Source organism: Nocardiopsis sp. NPDC057823 (assembly GCF_042797335.1).
In the GTDB taxonomy this organism is placed as follows: Bacteria; Actinomycetota; Actinomycetes; order Streptosporangiales; family Streptosporangiaceae; genus Nocardiopsis; species Nocardiopsis changdeensis.
Map to the genome: position 1 here is coordinate 75,888 of NZ_JBHVLR010000022.1, position 15,193 is coordinate 91,080.

The following is a 15,193-nucleotide window of genomic DNA, read 5'->3' on the forward strand; positions in this document are numbered from 1 at the left end:
TCGGCGTTCCGGCGGACCGACGGTGACGTTCCGGCCGTTGCGGACCGAGGCGCACGGAACCGCCGCCGACCGGGCGGATCGGGCGCCGGAAGCGCGATCCGTACGGCCGGCGGGGGCGGTTGTCGGGCGAATGCGCGGCACGGACCCCTTTCCCCGGCGAAGCCGCGGATACTCCGGACCGGACGTTTTTCACGGGTATTTCCGTTCTCTCACGTGCGGGGCGGGCCTGCGCCGCTCGGTAGGATCGTCCACCGACCACGAACGACGGGACACGGGGGCCACGGGTGGGGAGCAGGAAGCAGCGGCGCGCGCCGCGCGAGCGGGCCGTGCCCGACTGGGACGGCCCCGCGCCCGCGTCCCCCGCGGCCGACATCGTCACCGAGGCCGTCGACGCCCTGGTCACGGGTCGCGGCGGCGGTGGCGTCGACCTGGCGGCGGCGCTGCTCGCCGACACCGAGGACCCGGCCCGGGCGCGCGCCGCCGAAGAGGCCCTGACCGCGGCCCTGCGCGACGCGGCCGGGTCGGTGTGGGCGCGCGGCTGGCAGCCCGCCGAGGCCGTGCGCCGCCTGGACCGCCTGCTGGGTCCGGCCGCCGCGGCGGTGGGAGCCCACGCGGCCGCCGCCGACCTGGAGCGCCACTCCCCCGCCACCGTCGACCCCGCCTGGACCGCGCAGGTGCGCGCCCTGGAGACCGTCGCCGACCCGTTGGAGCACCTGGGCCGGGCCCACGGCCTGCTGCGCTTCGAGGCCGTCGAGCTGGTGCTGCGGACCCTGGCCGCGCTGCGCGCGCTGCCGCCGCTGCAGCGCCTCATGGACGTGCCCGGCTCCCACCGCCCCGGCCGGGTACGCCCCTCCCGCGCGCGCACCGAGGTCGACCGGGGCAAGCTCGCCCGGGTCCGGGCCCTGCTGGCCAAGGCCGAGTCCACCGAGTTCCCCGAGGAGGCCGAAGCGCTCAGTGCCCGCGCCCAGGAGCTCATGGCCCGGCACAGCATCGACCGGGCGCTGCTGGAGGCCGACGAGGAGGAGTCCTCCGAGGCCGGGTACGCCCGGCGGGTGCCCGTGGACGCCCCCTACGACGACTCCAAGGCCGTGCTGCTGCACGAGGTCGCCGAGGCCAACCACTGCCGGGCGGTGTGGCACCGCGAGCTGGAGACGTGCACCGTCATGGGCTTCCCCGACGACGTCGACGCCGTGGACCTGCTGTTCACCTCGCTGCTGGTGCAGGCCGAGGCGGCGATGCGGGCGGGCAGCTCGGTGCGCGACCGGTCCGGGCGCCGGGCGGGCAGGGACTTCCGGTCCTCGTTCATGTCGGCGTTCGCGGTGCGCGTGGGCGAACGCCTCGCCGAGGCGGCCCGCAGCGTCCGCGACGCGGCCCAGGCCGAGGCCGGACGCGACCTGGTGCCGCTGTTCGCCGCCCGCGAGCGCGAGGTGGAGAAGGCCGTGGAGCAGGCGTTCGGCGAGCTCACCTACTCGCGGATGCGCGGGCCCTACAGCGAGGACGGGTGGAACGCCGGGCGGGCCGCCGCCGACGCCGCCTCCCTGGGCTCGCGCCGCCCCGTCACCGGCCGCTGAGCCCGGCCGGGGCCGCCCGGCGGGGTCCGGCGGGCACCGGCGGGGGCCGGAAAATCCCTGGCCGCCGGTCCCCGTGCCGCGCTAGAACGGTCCCCATGCACAAGTACCCGCGGACCCGGCACATCCACGGATCGCGCCTGCAGCCCGGTGACCGGGACCTGTCCGCGGTCCCCTTCTCCGCCATCGCCGGACGGCACCTGGTCGTGGAGGAGAAGCTCGACGGCGCCAACGCCGGGATCGGCTTCGGCCCCGGCGGCGAGCTGCTCCTGCAGAGCCGCGGGCACTACCTGACCGGCGGCCCGCGCGAGCGGCAGTTCGCGCCGTTCAAGGCCTGGGCCGCCACCCTCGCCCCGCGCCTGCGCGAGCGCCTGGGTGACCGGTACGTGCTGTACGGCGAGTGGATGTACGCCAAGCACACCGTGTACTACGACGCGCTGCCCCACCTGTTCTGCGAGTTCGACATCCTCGACACCCGCGACGGCGCCTTCCTGGACACCCCCGCGCGGCGGGAGATGCTGGCCGGGCTGCCCGTCGCGTCGGTGCCCGTGCTGCACACCGGCCCCCTGGACCGTCTGGCCGACCTCACCGCCCTGGTGGGCCCCTCCACATGCCGCACCCCGCGCTGGCGCGAGGCCCTGGCCGAGGCCGCCCGCGCCGGCGGCGCCGACCCCGACCGCGCCCTGGCCGAGAGCGACGGCTCCGATCTCATGGAGGGCCTGTACATCAAGGTCGAGGAGGGCGGGCGCACCGTCGACCGCTACAAGTGGGTGCGCGCCGACTTCACCACCGCCGTCCTGGACTCGGGGACGCACTGGATGGACCGCCCCCTCATCGCCAACGGCCTGGCCGACCCGGAGGTGCTCTATGCGGACGCCCACTGAGTACGCCGACCTGGCCGGGCTGTGCCCCGCCCCGCCCTCCTGGGACCTGGACTGGGACCGGGTGCGCGACGCCCTGCCCGAGGTCCGCGCCCTGGAGGGCGTCGAACAGGACCCGGTCCACCACGCCGAGGGGGACGTGGCCGTGCACACCCGCATGGCCTGCGAGGCGCTGGCCTCCCTGCCCGAATGGCGGGCCCGGCCCGCCGACGAGCGGGCGCGGCTGTTCGTCGCCGTACTGCTGCACGACGTCGCCAAACCCCTGTGCACCCGCCGCGAGGACGACGGCCGCGTCACCGCCCACGGCCACTCCCGCCGCGGCGACCTCATGGTGCGCGCCCTCCTGTGGCGGCTGGGCGCCCCCGTCGCCGAACGCGAGCACGTGGCGGCGCTGGTACGCCACCACCAGGTGCCGTTCTGGGCACTGGAACGCCCCGACCTGCGCAGCATCGCGTTCCGGGTGAGCCTGACCGCCCGCAACGACGACCTGGCTCTGCTCGCCACCGCCGACATCCTGGGCCGCCACTGCCGGGACACCGCCGAGGTGCTGGAGAACATCGGCCTGTACCGCGAGTACTGCGCCGAGCAGGCCTGCCTGGACCGCCCGCGCGCCTTCCCCTCCGACCACGCCCGGTTCTGGTTCTTCCGCCGCCCCGACCGCGACCCCGACCACGACGCCTACGACGACACCCGCATGACCGTCACCGTCATGTCCGGCCTGCCCGGCGCCGGCAAGGACACCTGGATCGCCCGCGAACGCCCCGGCCTGCCGGTGGTGGGCCTGGACGCGATCCGCGCGGAGCTGGGCGTGAGGCCCACCGACGACCAGCGGCCCGTGGCGGCCGCCGCCCACGAGCGCGCCCGCGAGCACCTGCGGGCACGGCGGTCCTTCGTCTGGAACGCCACCAACATCTCCCGCTCGCTGCGCGACCGCTGCACCGGACTGGCCGCCGCCTACGGCGCCCGCGTGGAGATCACCGCCGTGGAGGCCCCGCCCGGGGTGCTGCGCGCCCGCCTGGACCGCCGCCCCGCCCCCGTCCCGGCGGCGGTCGTCGACCGCCTCGTCGGCCGCTGGGAGCACCCGGACCCGACCGAGGCCCACCGCCTCACCCTCGTCGGCACCGGGCCCTGATCGACTTCACCCGCTGTTGACGTGTTGCGGGCGCATGCGCTCCCGCAGCGCATTAAGCTGTCGCCGTCCCACTGCGGCGCCGCACGGACGACACACGGTCGCGGCGCCGCCTCACGGCCCATCCGGCCACCGAGGCAGGTAGGAGAAGACGGCACCACGGGGATGCCACCGGGTCCCCGGCCGCCGTCGGACAACGACGTCGACTTCCTTCCGAGGCCATGCCCGAGACCTCCGCATGGACGGGGTGACCGCCCGGACCCGCGCCGCGGCACCGCCCCCCGTTCCCGAGAACACCGGCGCCCGCCCCCCGTGGCGGCGCCACTTCGCCCTGCTGTGGAGCGGCGGGGCGCTCAACGGCCTGGGCACCATGACCTTCACCCTGATGGTGCCGCTGCTCGCCCTGGCGCAGTCGGGTTCGCCCGTGACGGCGGCCTGGATCGCCGCGGCCGGGCTGGTCCCCAACCTCGTGCTGCACCTGCCCCTGGGGGTCCTGGCCGACCGCGGGGACCCGCGCCGGGTGATGCTGGCCGCCCAGACGGGGCGGCTCATGGTCATCGTCCTGCTGGTGGCCCCGGTGGTCCTGTGGTCGGCGCCGGTCCACCTGCTCGCCGCGGCGACGGCTCTGCACGCCGTCTGCTCGACGCTGTTCGAGGCGGCGGCGACCATCGCCGTCCCCTGCCTGGTGCCCAGGAGCGAGCTCGCCGCCGCCTCCGCCAAGAACGAGGCCCACGTCCACGGCACCCAGATGATCGGTCGGCCCCTGGGCGGGTTCCTGTTCGGGCTGGCGGCGTGGGCGCCCGTGCTGTCCAACGCCGTCGTGTCGCTGTGCGTGCTGGCGGGGACCGTCTTCCTTCCGCGCGGGATGCGCCCGGAGGACGGGCCCGCGCCCGATCGGCGCCCTTCCCTGGTCCGCGAGTTCTCCGCCGGACTGGTCCTGCTGCTCCGCGACCGCCTGCTGACGCTGACGCTCGTGGTGTGCGCCGTCACCAACGCCGTGTTCCAGGTGGTGTGGCTGGTCATCATGCTGGTGGCCACCGACCGGGGGCTGCCGCCCCACCTCATCGGCGCGATCCTGGCGGCCACCGGGGTCGGGGGGCTGCTCGGCTCGGCCCTGGCGCCGCACCTGGTGAGCAGGGTCTCGGTCCCGCGCATGGTGGCCCTGTGCGTGTGGACCTGGGTGCTGTCCCTGGGCGTGCTGGTGCTGGCCCTGAGCCTGGACCCGCACTGGCTCATGGTGGGGCTGCCCCTGACCTGGGGGACCATCGGGTTCGTCGGCGCCCACATCAACGTCACGCGCGGCACCTACCGCGCCCTGCACGTCCCCCCGCGGCTCCTGGGCCGGGTCGTCGGCACCGACCGGGTCTTCACCAGCGGCGCCCTGCCCCTGGGCATGGTGTGCGGCGGCTACCTGCTGGAGTATCTGTCCCCGAGGACGGCCTCCGTGCTGCTGCTGGCCGGGGTCGGGGTGGTCGCGCTGGCCGTCACGCTCCTGCTCCCTGTTCTGGAACGGTCGGCGGCGGGGAGACCGCGTCCAGCAGGCGCCGCAGCGCCGCGTCCGGCCCTTCCCTGATCTCGTCGGGGGTGATGTGCTCCCGCGAGATCACCCGGGTCGAGACCTCCTCCACCGCCCCCGCCAGCTCCGCGGCCAGGCCGCGCTCCCGCTCGGGCAGGGCCGTCCGCAGCCGCTCGACGGCGGTGAGCGCGGCGAACACCTCGTCGGGCAGCCGCTCCAGCAGCCCGGCCAGGTCGTCCCCTCCCTGTCCCGAGGGACCCGTCCTGCGCACGTGCAGGATCCACCGGGCGGTGACGTTGAAGCGCAGCACCGTGCTGCGGACGTCGTCGACCCGCTGCTCGAAGGACTCCGCCCCACGGTCCCGGTCCTCCCGCTCCCAGCGGACGCGCTCGGCCTCCAGGGCGTGGCGGGCCCGTTCGCCCTCGGCCCTGACCGCCCGCCCGCCGGTGACGGCCGAGGCGGTGATGGTGGCCGTCGCGGTGGTCACCCCCGTGATGAGCGCGACGAGCACGGTCGGATCGGACAGCTGGGCCAGGACTCCCGTCACCCCTCCTCCGACAGCCGCGCGGCGGTGGACACCTGGTGCGGTGGCAGGGGCGGATGGTGCGCCCTGACCGCGCGTACCGCCAGCCGGGCGGCGAGGTCGCGGTCCCCGCGCAGGCGTCGCACCCGGGCCGCGCGCAGCAGGACAGGGCCGCTGTCGGGGGCCTGGGCCAGGGCCTCGTCCAGCTCCTCCGACCAGGTGCCGACACCGGACAGGGTGGCCTGGGCCAGGGCCCGGGCGGTCCGGGTGGACGGGCTGTCCGGGGTCCGCAGACGTTCCAGGTCGCGCAGCGCGGAGGCGGCCTCCCCCTGGTCGGCGAGGATCTCGCCCCGGGTCCGGCGGGCCTCGGTGCTGGTCGCGTCGCGGGCCAGCACCCTGTCCAGGACGTCCAGGGCCGACTCGGCCTGGCCCGCGTGCCACAGGGCCTGGCCCAGGCCCGTCTGCAGCCCGGGGTCGGTGCCGGCCCGGCCGGCCGAGGCCCCGAGGACGTTCAGCGCGGCGGGCCGGTCGCGGGCCAGCAGCAGGCAGCGGGCCTGTGCGACCAGGACGTACCCCACGGCCGTGCCCTCCCCCGCCGAGGCCCACAGGCCGGCCGCCTCCTGGTACAGACGGGCCGCGGAGGGGAGGTCGCCCTCCTGGAAGGCCAGGTCGCCGAGCAGGGAGACGATCCGGGCGCGCCCCCCGGACCGGGGCACCGGCCGGGCGGCCAGGGCCCTGCGCGCGTGCTCGCGGGCCACCGGGAGATCGCCCTGCTCCCTGTTGCGGCACGCGAAGGAGAAGTGGGCGCCGGCGTCGCGGGGGATCTCGGGAAGCCGGCCCGGGGAGGCCAGGGGCCCGGCCAGGCGGGGGTGCCGCACCACATAGGCGCCGTCGGCGTGGTGCCGGGTCAGCAGGTGCCCGTCCTGGAGCGCGCGGGCGGCGTTCTCGCCGCCGCGGAAGGGCCGCATCCCCTGGTCCCCCGACACCAGGACGCGGTCGAGCCAGCCCCGCAGCGCGCGGGGGGACAGGAGGCACTCGGCCGCCGTCTCCGCCAGGACGCGGGCCGTATGGGCGCGCAGGGCCCGGTCGGTGTCGGTGTCCGGATCCCCGCTGAGGGACCGGTCCCGGTCGGCGCGTTCCTCCCACATCGCCCGGCCGGCGAGCTGGAGCAGCCCCGGGTCCACGGTCCCGTCGCCGTCCCCTCCCGGGGCCGCGGCGGCCAGCGCCCGGGCGAGCAGCCGTCCCTGTCCCGGGTCCAGTCCGTGCCCCACGCGTTCCAGGGAGCGGTCGACGGCGTCGGCCGCGGCCCGGACCGACAGCGGGCCCAGGGAGACCTCGGCGAACCGCAGGGCGTGCTTGTCGAGCAGGCCGCGCAGTTCGTCCCAGTGGTCGGCCCGCACGCAGAGCAGCAGGCGCAGCTCCCCCGGTTCCTCCAGGCAGGAGAACAGCTCCTCCAGCAGGTCGCGCCGGCTCTGTTCGTCCGCTCCGCCGGGGCGCAGGAGGAACTCCAGCCGGTCCACGGCCGCGAACACCGGGACCGGCAGACCGTAACGGTCGGCGCGGGCGCGGGCACGGACCAGGTCCGCGACGGAGCGGCCGGGAGGGCCGTCGGGGTCCCAGGAGGAGACCAGCGCGCGGGTGTAGGGGTTCTGGTCGGGCAGGACGGCGGCGGGCAGCCCCGCGTCCGACCACCGCCGGCCGCCGTCGGCCAGCACTTCTCCGGCCCGGTCGGTGATCGCGGGGACGGCGCCCGCGTGCAGCAGGGAGGTCTTCCCGACCCCCGTGTCGCCGTGCAGAACGGTGAGGCGGTGGTTCCGCCACGCGGAGACGAGTTCCGCGGTCTCTTTCTCGCGTCCGTGAAAGAAAAGGCGATCCAGGGCACGGAAAGGCCGCGAACCGATGAACGGCCCCGGGGGCTTCTCACGATCGATGTCGTCTTGTTTCATGGAATAGCACCTGACCAGCGACAACAGAACGTCGGAAGCAACCGTGCGAGAAGTGGGGGCGAATCCCGCCCGGCCGCCCTCGCGAACCGGAACGGTTCCCGCACGGAATCCGCCGCCCCTGAGCAGAGGCGCCGGTCCCGGAAGCCTCGTGGACACCGCCGCCCCGGCACCGCGCCGGAGCGCGGTCCCCCTCTCCTACTTGTCGTTCTCGAAGGCGGCCACGGCTTCGCCGTCCGCTCCTTCAGGATCGAGGATCGTCCGCAGCGCGGCTGCGATGGCGGTCTCGCCGAAGGCGTCCACGTCGTGCAAGGTCCATCCCGAGATGGGGAGCTCGGGAAGACACCCGACCGGTTCCTGGATTCTCACCGTCCACTCTTCCCCGCACCTGGGCAAGTGCGATGTTCGACGACTTTCACAGACCATTGTCGCGCGCCTCCCGTGAACTTTCCAGCCCTCTCCCCACTGTCCTTCCACTGGTCGATGTCCTACCCTGAAGTCCACCTGTCTTCATTAATACACCGGGAATCGGAAGCCCCGAACCGCAATCTGCCCCCGAACCGGAATCAGAAGAGAAGTTTCCGGTGTGACATATGTGAATCCGGAGGATAACCGAGTGACCGATGTGCACAAGCCGAAGAGCAACCGGACCTCCGAACGCCTTCCCGAGGTCTGGGGCGGGGTGCCATCACGCAGCAAGAACTTCACCGGACGAACCCGGCAGCTCGAACAGCTCAGGTCGGGGCTGATGAACCAGATCACCGCCGTCGTTCCGCACGCGCTCCACGGCTACGGCGGTGTCGGCAAGACCCTCATGGCGGTGGAGTACGCCCATCTCTACCGGCACGAATACGACGTGGTGTGGTGGATCAACGCCGACCAGCCGGGCCTGGTGCGCTCATCCCTCGCGCACCTGGCCCCCTACCTGGGCCTGCCCGGAGCGAACTCCTCCGGCATCGAGGAGGCTTCAGAGAACGTCCTGGACGCACTCCGCCGAGGGGAACCGCACAGCAGGTGGCTCCTGATCTACGACAACGCGGATGAGCCCGAGGACCTGCACAACGTCATCCCCGAGGGCGGGGAAAACGGGCATGTGCTCATCACCTCCCGCAACCATCGCTGGGAGGCGATCGCCGAGACCGTTTCCGTCGACGTCTTCCCCGAGTCCGAGAGTGTGGAGTTCCTCAAGAAGCGCATCCCGCGCGGCATCAGCCGCAAGGAGGCCGAGGAGCTCTCGGAGGCGCTGGGGCACCTCCCACTGGCCCTGGAACAGGCCGGCGCCCTGCGTGCGGAAACGGGCATGTCCAACGCCGAGTACCTGAGGCTGCTCGCCGACCAGCCGGCCTCCCTGCTGCGCGAGGGCAAGCCGTCCGAGTACCCGGCGCCCATGACCGCCGCCTGGCAGCTGTCGGTGAGCAAGCTCCAGGAGAACCTGCCCGAGGCCACGGAACTGCTCCGATGCTGCTCGTTCTTCGGTCCCGACCCCATTCCCCGGGACATCTTCTTCCCGATGGAGGACGAGCGGATCCGCCCGGTGATGACGGAGCTGCTGAACAATCCCATCCGGCTGAGCCGCGCCATCGGCCACCTGGCCCGCTACGCCCTGATCCGGCTGGACAACGCCAACCGCACCATCCAGGTGCACCGGCTGATCCAGGCCCTGGTGCGAGCGGAGCTGAGCGAGGAGCAGCGGCGTCCCATCCGCGAGGAGGTCTGGGTCCTCCTGGCGGCTGCGGCCCCTCCCAACCTGGTCGACCAGACCTCCCGTGCGCGTTACCTCGAGCTCATCCCGCACCTGAACCCTTCGAACGTCGCCGAGAGCACCTTCGCCGACGTCCGCCAGTTCGCTCTGGGCATCCTGGACTTCCTGTACGCCTCGGGGAACTACTCGATGGTCGAACGCTACGCGAGCGGCTTCATCGACCGCTGGACGGCGGACTCCGGCCCGAACATCCCGGAGGTGCTGGAGGCTCAGATCAAGTACGGCAACCGGCTGCGCGAGTCGGGCCGCTACCAGGAGGCCTACGACCTGAACCGGTCGCTGTTGGAGCGGGCGGAGGAGCACCTGGGACGCAGCCACCCCCTGACCCTGATGGCACTCTCGGGTCTGGGCGCCGACATGCAGGCGGCGGGGGACTTCCACCAAGCGCGGACCCATGCCGAACAGACCCTGGAACTCCACAAGGAGGCCCTGGGACCCACGGATCCCGCGACTCTGCGCGCCATGCACAACCTGTCCATCGATTACACGCTCACCAGTGAGTTCGAGAAGGCCAGGGAGCTCAGTGAGCGCGTCTACCTGCTGCACAACCGGCAGACCCGGACGCCCGGGTCACCGATCCTGCTGGCCTACCTCACGGGCCTGTCCATCGTCATGCGGCTCCTGGGGAACTACACCGAGGCCTGCGACCTGGGAGAGGACGCTCTGGCCTACGGGCGCGAACAGCTCGGCGCCGATCATCCGCGTACGCTCCGGGTCCAGATCGACCTGGCCACCTCCCTTCGATTGCAGGGGGACGTGGACCATGCCCTGGACCTGGCCCAGGACGGCCATTCCCGGCACCTGCGGCTGTACAACCTGGACCATCCGCACACGCTGGCCGCGGCGATGTGCCTGGCCAACACCTGGCGCATGTCCGGGGCGCTGAGCGAGGCCCTGCAACTGGCAGAGGACACCGACCAGCGCTACGACAGCGTCTACGGTGCCGCCCACCCCTACAACCACGGCTGCACCAGCAACGTCGCCCTCCTGTACAGAATGCTGGGAGACCCCGAACGCGCCCGGCAGCTCAACGAGAAGTCCCTGGCGGGCCTGGAGGCCAAATTGGGCCGCGACCACCACTTCTCCCTGGGCGTCGCCCTGAACCTGGCCGGCGACCTGGCCGAACTCGGGGACTCCAAGAACGCGGCCCTCCTGGGAAGAGGCACCCTGCGACGGCTTCGCGCGCTGCTCGGCGAGGAGCACCCGCTGACCCTCAACTGCGCCGCCAACCTCTCCCTGGATCTGCGGGCCGAGGACGAGGCGGAGCAGGCGGAGGCGCTGCGCGAGCAGGTCGAACCGCTGTTCGTCCGGGTCCACGGTCGCGAGCACCAGTTCACCCAGGCCTTCCTCAACGGACGGCGGCTGCACTTCGACTTCGACCCCATCCCGATCTGATACCGGGGCCGGTCGTGTGTTCCGGAACGCACGACCGGCCCGGTCCGCACCCCCGTGGGGAGCCGCACCCTTGGGGAAGGGGGCGGATCAGACCGCCTCCTCTTCCCGGATGCGGGCCACGTCGGCGGCCACGGCGCGGTGGACATGGGTGATCAGGCGTGCCAGGTCCGCGCAGTACACGGACGGGTTGCGGAAGCCGCTGCCGCTCCGGTAGCGGTGCGTGTACAGGCCCCCGCCGCACACCCGGACCAGGGGACAGGCCGTGCAGGTGGCGCTCAGGGCGCGCAGGCCGATCTGCCGGGCGACGATGCCCGGTGAGTACAAGGCTTCGGCGAAGCTGTGGGTGAGGGTGTGGAAGGAGGTGGCGGCAGCCCCCTCGGCCACGGCCTTGAGGGTGTCGACCTGTTCGATCGACCCATCGGTCTCGATCACCGCCATGGCGGCCGGGGACAGGCCGATGGTCTCCGTGCGCGAGTGGGAGCCCAGGACGAGTCGGATGATCTCGGTGAACAGGCGGATGTCGGTCTCCCGCACGGGTGCCCCGTACCAGCGGTCGAAGACGGCGACCAGCCAGTCGCCGTAGGGGGTGCCCTCCCCCGTCAGCCCCGGGGGCGGCGCGTCCCAGGTGCCGTGGGGCAGCAGGAAGTCGACACCGGGCGGGTCGAACTCCAGCAGTGCCTCGTAGGTCGTGACGGGGTCGGACTCCAGGTCGACGGTGGCGAGCAGCCCGGAGAGCAGGCGGCGACCGTTGAGGCGCTCCAGCCCTGCCCTGACCTCGGCATGGGTACCGCGTCCGTTGGCGCGTCGGCGGTGGCGGTCGTGGTCCTCCTCGGCGCCGTCGATGCTGACGCCGACACGGATCCCCTCCTCCTCGAACAGGTCGAGGAAGGCGTCGTCGATGAGGACGCCGTTGGTCTGCAGGCGCAGGGACACGTGCACGTCGGGGTCGCAGGTCTTGTGCAGGGCGTCGGCGACGTAGCGGAGGTGGTCCACCCCGGCCAGCAGGGGTTCGCCGCCGTGGAGGATGACGTCCACCCGGGAGCGGCCGTAGGCGCGGGCGTGCTCGGCGATGCGTTCGGCGACCCTGTCGACGATCGGCCGGGCCATCCGCCGGGGTTGGCGGCGCCACCCCTGGTCTGCCATCTCGTACATGTAGCAGTAGTCGCAGGCGAGGTTGCAGCGGCTGTGGACCTTGAGGATGAACTGGAGGAAGGGTGTGGGGCGCCATCCCTGGGCGAGCAGGTCCTGCACGTCCAGCCCGGCGGGCCATTCCTCCTGGTGGGGACGGGCTGTCGTGACGGGGTCGTCGGTCACGAGTGTCCTCCTGGGGCGAAAGCACACTAAAGGGGGAACGGGACCGATTCCCATTCCTATGTGCTCATATGCGAGCGGGGTCAAACCTTGCTCTCGGACGGTGCCATCGGATGATCCGTCCTCGCCCGCATCCCTACACCGGAGGGGACATGAAAGGAGAGCGTTCGCCTTTCTGCTTCCTTGGAACGGTTTCATCACGTTAAAAGGCGTTTTATCCCTTTGCCACCGATGACACCGCTGACCACCCTTATCACCCACTTCGTTCCTACCGTGGGACGATGACCCGGACCGGCCTGCGCATCCTGTCCCTGCTGACCGCGGCGACCCTGGCCCCGACCGCCTGCTCCGCCCCCCGGGTGGAGAACACCGCCGGCGCGGCCCCGCCGGGCCCCTCCCCCACCGCGCACGTCCCCCGCACCCTGAGCGTGATCGGCGGCGGCGACGTACTGGTGCACGCCTCGGTCTGGGAGCAGGCCCGGCAGGACGGGGGCGGCGAGTTCGACTTCGCCCCGCTCTTCTCCGGCATCTTCCCCGCCCTGGAGGGCGCCGACCTGGCCCTGTGCCACCTGGAGGTGCCCCTGGCCCCGGAGGAGGGGCCCTTCAGCGGATACCCCGTGTTCAGCGCGCCCCCGCAGGTCGCCCAGGGGCTCGCCGACTCCGGTTACGACGGCTGCTCGACCGCCTCCAACCACACCCTGGACAACGGCGAGGCCGGAGTGGTCCGCACCCTGGACGCCCTGGAGGCGGCCGGGCTGGGCGCGGCGGGCAGCGCCCGCACCGAGCAGGAGTCGCGGGATCCGCGGATCTATCGGGTCGAACCCGCCGACGGGGGCGACCCGGTACCGGTCGCGCACCTGTCCTACACCTACGGCTTCAACGGGTTCCTGCCGCCGGAGGGCAAGGAGTGGATGGCCGACCTCATCGACGAGGAGGCCATCCGCGCCGAGGCGGCGCTGGCCCGGGAGCTGGGCGCGCAGATCGTGGTGCTGTCGATGCACTGGGGCACCGAGTACGCGCACGAGGCCGACGGGTTCCAGCTGGGACTGTCCGACCTGATCGCCTCCCCCGACATCGACCTGATCCTGGGCCACCACGCGCACGTGGTGCAGTCGGCGGAGCGGATCGGCGGCGAATGGGTGGTCTACGGGCTGGGCAACCAGGTCGCCGGGCAGTCGTCCCCGCCCATCGACTCGCGCCGCGAAGGCGTGCTGGCCCGGGTGGAGTTCACCGAGGTGGAGCCCGGGGTCTGGGAGTCGTCCGCGCTGGAGATGCGGCCGACCTGGGTCGCCCTGGAGCCGCTGCGCGTGGTGGACCTGGCCGACGAGCTGGCCTCGCCCGACCTGCCCGGGCACGAACGGGAGGTGTACCGGGCGGCGGTGGAGCGGATCACCGGGTACGTCGACGGCCTGGGGGTGAGCGGCGACCCGGGCTTCTCCATGGCGGGGTGAGCGCGGGCCCCGGGTCCACGCGCCCTGTGCGGGTGACCGGTGCCCGGACCTGGTGCGTTTTCGGGGTTCCCGGCCCCGCGGGTTCCGCGCACGGCTAGTCTGAAGCCGTGAGTACCACCACTTTCGGTGAGGGGGCGATGACCCAGGGCGTCGCCTCCGCGGTGCGGGCCTGCCTCGACTGGGCGGAGGACGCCGACACCGGACCCGCCCCGGACCCCGGCGCCCTGGCCCTGCTGCTCACCGCCCACCGGGACCTCGGGGCGCCCGAGCCCGGGGACTGGTGCGTCGACGACGTCCGGGAGGTGGCGCGCGCGGTGCGCGCCGGGGCCCTGCCCCTCGACGGCCTGCGCGGCGCCGACGGGTCGGACGGGGGCGCCGAGGTGCTGCGCTCGACCTGGCTGACCTGGTGCGACCACCTGGTCGACCAGGGCGGCCTGCTCTCCGACGAGAGCCCGCGGCGGCTGCGGGCCGCCGTCGAGGAGGCCGACCTGGACCCGTGCTCCGACACCGCCCCCGCCGCCGTCCCGGCGGCCGCACCGGTGCTGGCGGACCGGTTCGAGGAGGCGCCGCCGCGCCCGGTCACCCCCGCGGAGCCCGGGGACCTGGACGACGCCGCCCGCCGCTGCCGCACCCTGGCCGACGCCGCCCGCCTGACCGTGTGGGTCGACCGGGGCAGGGTGCTGCGCCCCGACCCCGGGGGCCGCGACGCCCTGTGCGCCGAGGACGTACTGGCGGCCGCCGCCCACCTGGAGACGACGCCGGCCGACGTCGACCACCTGTTCTGCGTGGCCCGCGCCGCCCGGCTGCTGCGCACCACCTACACCCGGGTGCTCACCGGGCGCGCCGCCTACGCCTGGTCCTCGGGGGTGCCCGGGGCGGTCGCCGACGCCTGGGCCGACGCACTGCCCGCGATGGCCGCCGAGCACGGCACCGCCGCTCTGCTGGCGCTCACCGACCTGTTCCTGTCGGGCCGCGAGCGCACCGCCGCCGAGGTGGCCGCCGCCTACCGCGGGCGGGGCGGGGCCGGTCCCGAGCGGGTGCGCGCGGCCCTGGAGGTACTGGCCGAGCTGGACGCGGTGCACCGCGCCGGCGGGCGGTTCCGCATCGCGCGGCTGGGCGACCACTTCATGGTGCGCCAGCTGCAGCGCGCGGGCGCCGCCGTGCGGGTGACCCGCGCCATCTCCGACATGGGCGTCCGCGAGGTGCTGGCCCTGCTGGAGGAGGGCCGCCCGGTGGACACCGACGGGCTGTTGGACCGGTGGGCCCGGGACCGCGACATCGGCGCCGTCGCCGGGGAACTGCTCCAGGCCTGCACCGAGCCCCGGGCCTGGCACCGGCGCAGGAAGGTCTTCGCGCTGCTGGCCGAGCGCGGCGCGGACCCGGAGGTCGCCCTGCGCGCCCACCTGAACCACCCGGTGCTCGGCGGGTGGGTGCGGCGGCTGCGGCCGGGCACCCCCGAACCGCCGACCTCGCCGGTCACCGCGTGGGCCCTGCTGGACGACTACGCCGCGCTCGCCGAGGCGGGGCTCCCGCTGCCCGCCGGCGATCGGGAGCGGCTGGCCCCGCACGCCACCCGGTTCGTCCGCTCGGTGCGCGCGTCCGGGCATCCGGCCGCCGACGGCGTCCTGGACCGCCTGGCCGACGGGGAGCTGGGGCTGGACCTGGCCCGGGCGGCCCGCCGGGTCCGCGCGGGCTGACCGCCGGGCCGCGGGCG

10 protein-coding genes are annotated in these 15,193 nt (G+C 73.8%); 7 read left to right on the plus strand and 3 right to left on the minus strand.

Annotation, left to right across the window (positions count from 1 at the left end):
- Positions 1 to 284 precede the first annotated feature (284 nt).
- The 4 genes from ACFVNO_RS27170 to ACFVNO_RS27185 all read left to right on the plus strand — a co-directional run bounded on the left by ACFVNO_RS27170 (position 285) and on the right by ACFVNO_RS27185 (position 5,151).
- Positions 285 to 1,571, plus strand: a complete 1,287-nt coding sequence (locus tag ACFVNO_RS27170) for a DUF2786 domain-containing protein (RefSeq protein ID WP_378896727.1) — start codon at positions 285 to 287, stop codon at positions 1,569 to 1,571.
- 95 nt (positions 1,572 to 1,666) lie between these two features.
- Positions 1,667 to 2,452: an RNA ligase family protein gene (locus ACFVNO_RS27175; protein ID WP_355265029.1), complete on the plus strand. Its 786-nt coding sequence runs from the start codon at positions 1,667 to 1,669 to the stop codon at positions 2,450 to 2,452.
- A complete protein-coding gene (locus ACFVNO_RS27180) occupies positions 2,436 to 3,581 on the plus strand; it encodes an AAA family ATPase (protein ID WP_378896730.1) in 1,146 nt (381 codons plus the stop codon). The genes ACFVNO_RS27175 and ACFVNO_RS27180 overlap by 17 nt, the downstream gene beginning before the upstream one ends.
- Before the next feature lie 235 nt (positions 3,582 to 3,816).
- Positions 3,817 to 5,151: an MFS transporter gene (locus ACFVNO_RS27185; protein ID WP_378896733.1), complete on the plus strand. Its 1,335-nt coding sequence runs from the start codon at positions 3,817 to 3,819 to the stop codon at positions 5,149 to 5,151.
- Here the strand turns inward: ACFVNO_RS27185 and ACFVNO_RS27190 are convergent.
- Both ACFVNO_RS27190 and ACFVNO_RS27195 read right to left on the minus strand, forming a co-directional pair.
- Positions 5,063 to 5,641: a hypothetical protein gene (locus ACFVNO_RS27190; RefSeq protein ID WP_220560412.1), complete on the minus strand. Its 579-nt coding sequence runs from the start codon at positions 5,639 to 5,641 to the stop codon at positions 5,063 to 5,065. The two genes, ACFVNO_RS27185 and ACFVNO_RS27190, sit on opposite strands and share 89 nt — an antisense overlap.
- On the minus strand, positions 5,638 to 7,563 hold the full coding sequence (locus ACFVNO_RS27195; protein ID WP_378896738.1) for a tetratricopeptide repeat protein: 1,926 nt from the start codon (positions 7,561 to 7,563) through the stop codon (positions 5,638 to 5,640). Before ACFVNO_RS27195 ends, ACFVNO_RS27190 begins: the two co-directional genes overlap by 4 nt.
- A gap of 613 nt (positions 7,564 to 8,176) precedes the next feature.
- Here ACFVNO_RS27195 and fxsT point away from each other — a divergent pair.
- Positions 8,177 to 10,717 carry an FxSxx-COOH system tetratricopeptide repeat protein gene (fxsT, locus tag ACFVNO_RS27200; protein WP_355265045.1) on the plus strand — a complete coding sequence of 847 codons (2,541 nt, stop codon included), beginning with the start codon at positions 8,177 to 8,179 and terminating at the stop codon, positions 10,715 to 10,717.
- Positions 10,718 to 10,804: 87 nt separating this feature from the next.
- Here the strand turns inward: fxsT and ACFVNO_RS27205 are convergent, their stop codons facing one another.
- A complete protein-coding gene (locus tag ACFVNO_RS27205; RefSeq protein ID WP_355265048.1) occupies positions 10,805 to 12,031 on the minus strand; it encodes an FxsB family cyclophane-forming radical SAM/SPASM peptide maturase in 1,227 nt (408 codons plus the stop codon).
- 278 nt (positions 12,032 to 12,309) lie between these two features.
- On the opposite strand from ACFVNO_RS27205, the gene ACFVNO_RS27210 reads away from it, so the two are divergent.
- The gene (locus tag ACFVNO_RS27210; RefSeq protein WP_355265051.1) at positions 12,310 to 13,479 is read left to right on the plus strand and encodes a CapA family protein; all 1,170 of its coding nucleotides are present in this window, start codon (positions 12,310 to 12,312) and stop codon (positions 13,477 to 13,479) included.
- Between the two features lie 107 nt (positions 13,480 to 13,586).
- Positions 13,587 to 15,176 carry a hypothetical protein gene (locus tag ACFVNO_RS27215; protein ID WP_378896744.1) on the plus strand — a complete coding sequence of 530 codons (1,590 nt, stop codon included), beginning with the start codon at positions 13,587 to 13,589 and terminating at the stop codon, positions 15,174 to 15,176.
- The last annotated feature ends 17 nt before the right edge of the window (positions 15,177 to 15,193 follow it).

Bases quoted from the DNA above. Each gene is read 5' to 3' on its own strand.
- ACFVNO_RS27175 (WP_355265029.1), top strand. From the start codon at position 1,667: ATGCACAAGTACCCGCGGACCCGGCACATCCACGGATCGCGCCTGCAG.
- ACFVNO_RS27180 (WP_378896730.1), top strand. From the start codon at position 2,436: ATGCGGACGCCCACTGAGTACGCCGACCTGGCCGGGCTGTGCCCCGCC.
- ACFVNO_RS27185 (WP_378896733.1), top strand. From the start codon at position 3,817: ATGGACGGGGTGACCGCCCGGACCCGCGCCGCGGCACCGCCCCCCGTT.
- ACFVNO_RS27195 (WP_378896738.1), bottom strand. From the start codon at position 7,563: ATGAAACAAGACGACATCGATCGTGAGAAGCCCCCGGGGCCGTTCATC.
- ACFVNO_RS27210 (WP_355265051.1), top strand. From the start codon at position 12,310: ATGACCCGGACCGGCCTGCGCATCCTGTCCCTGCTGACCGCGGCGACC.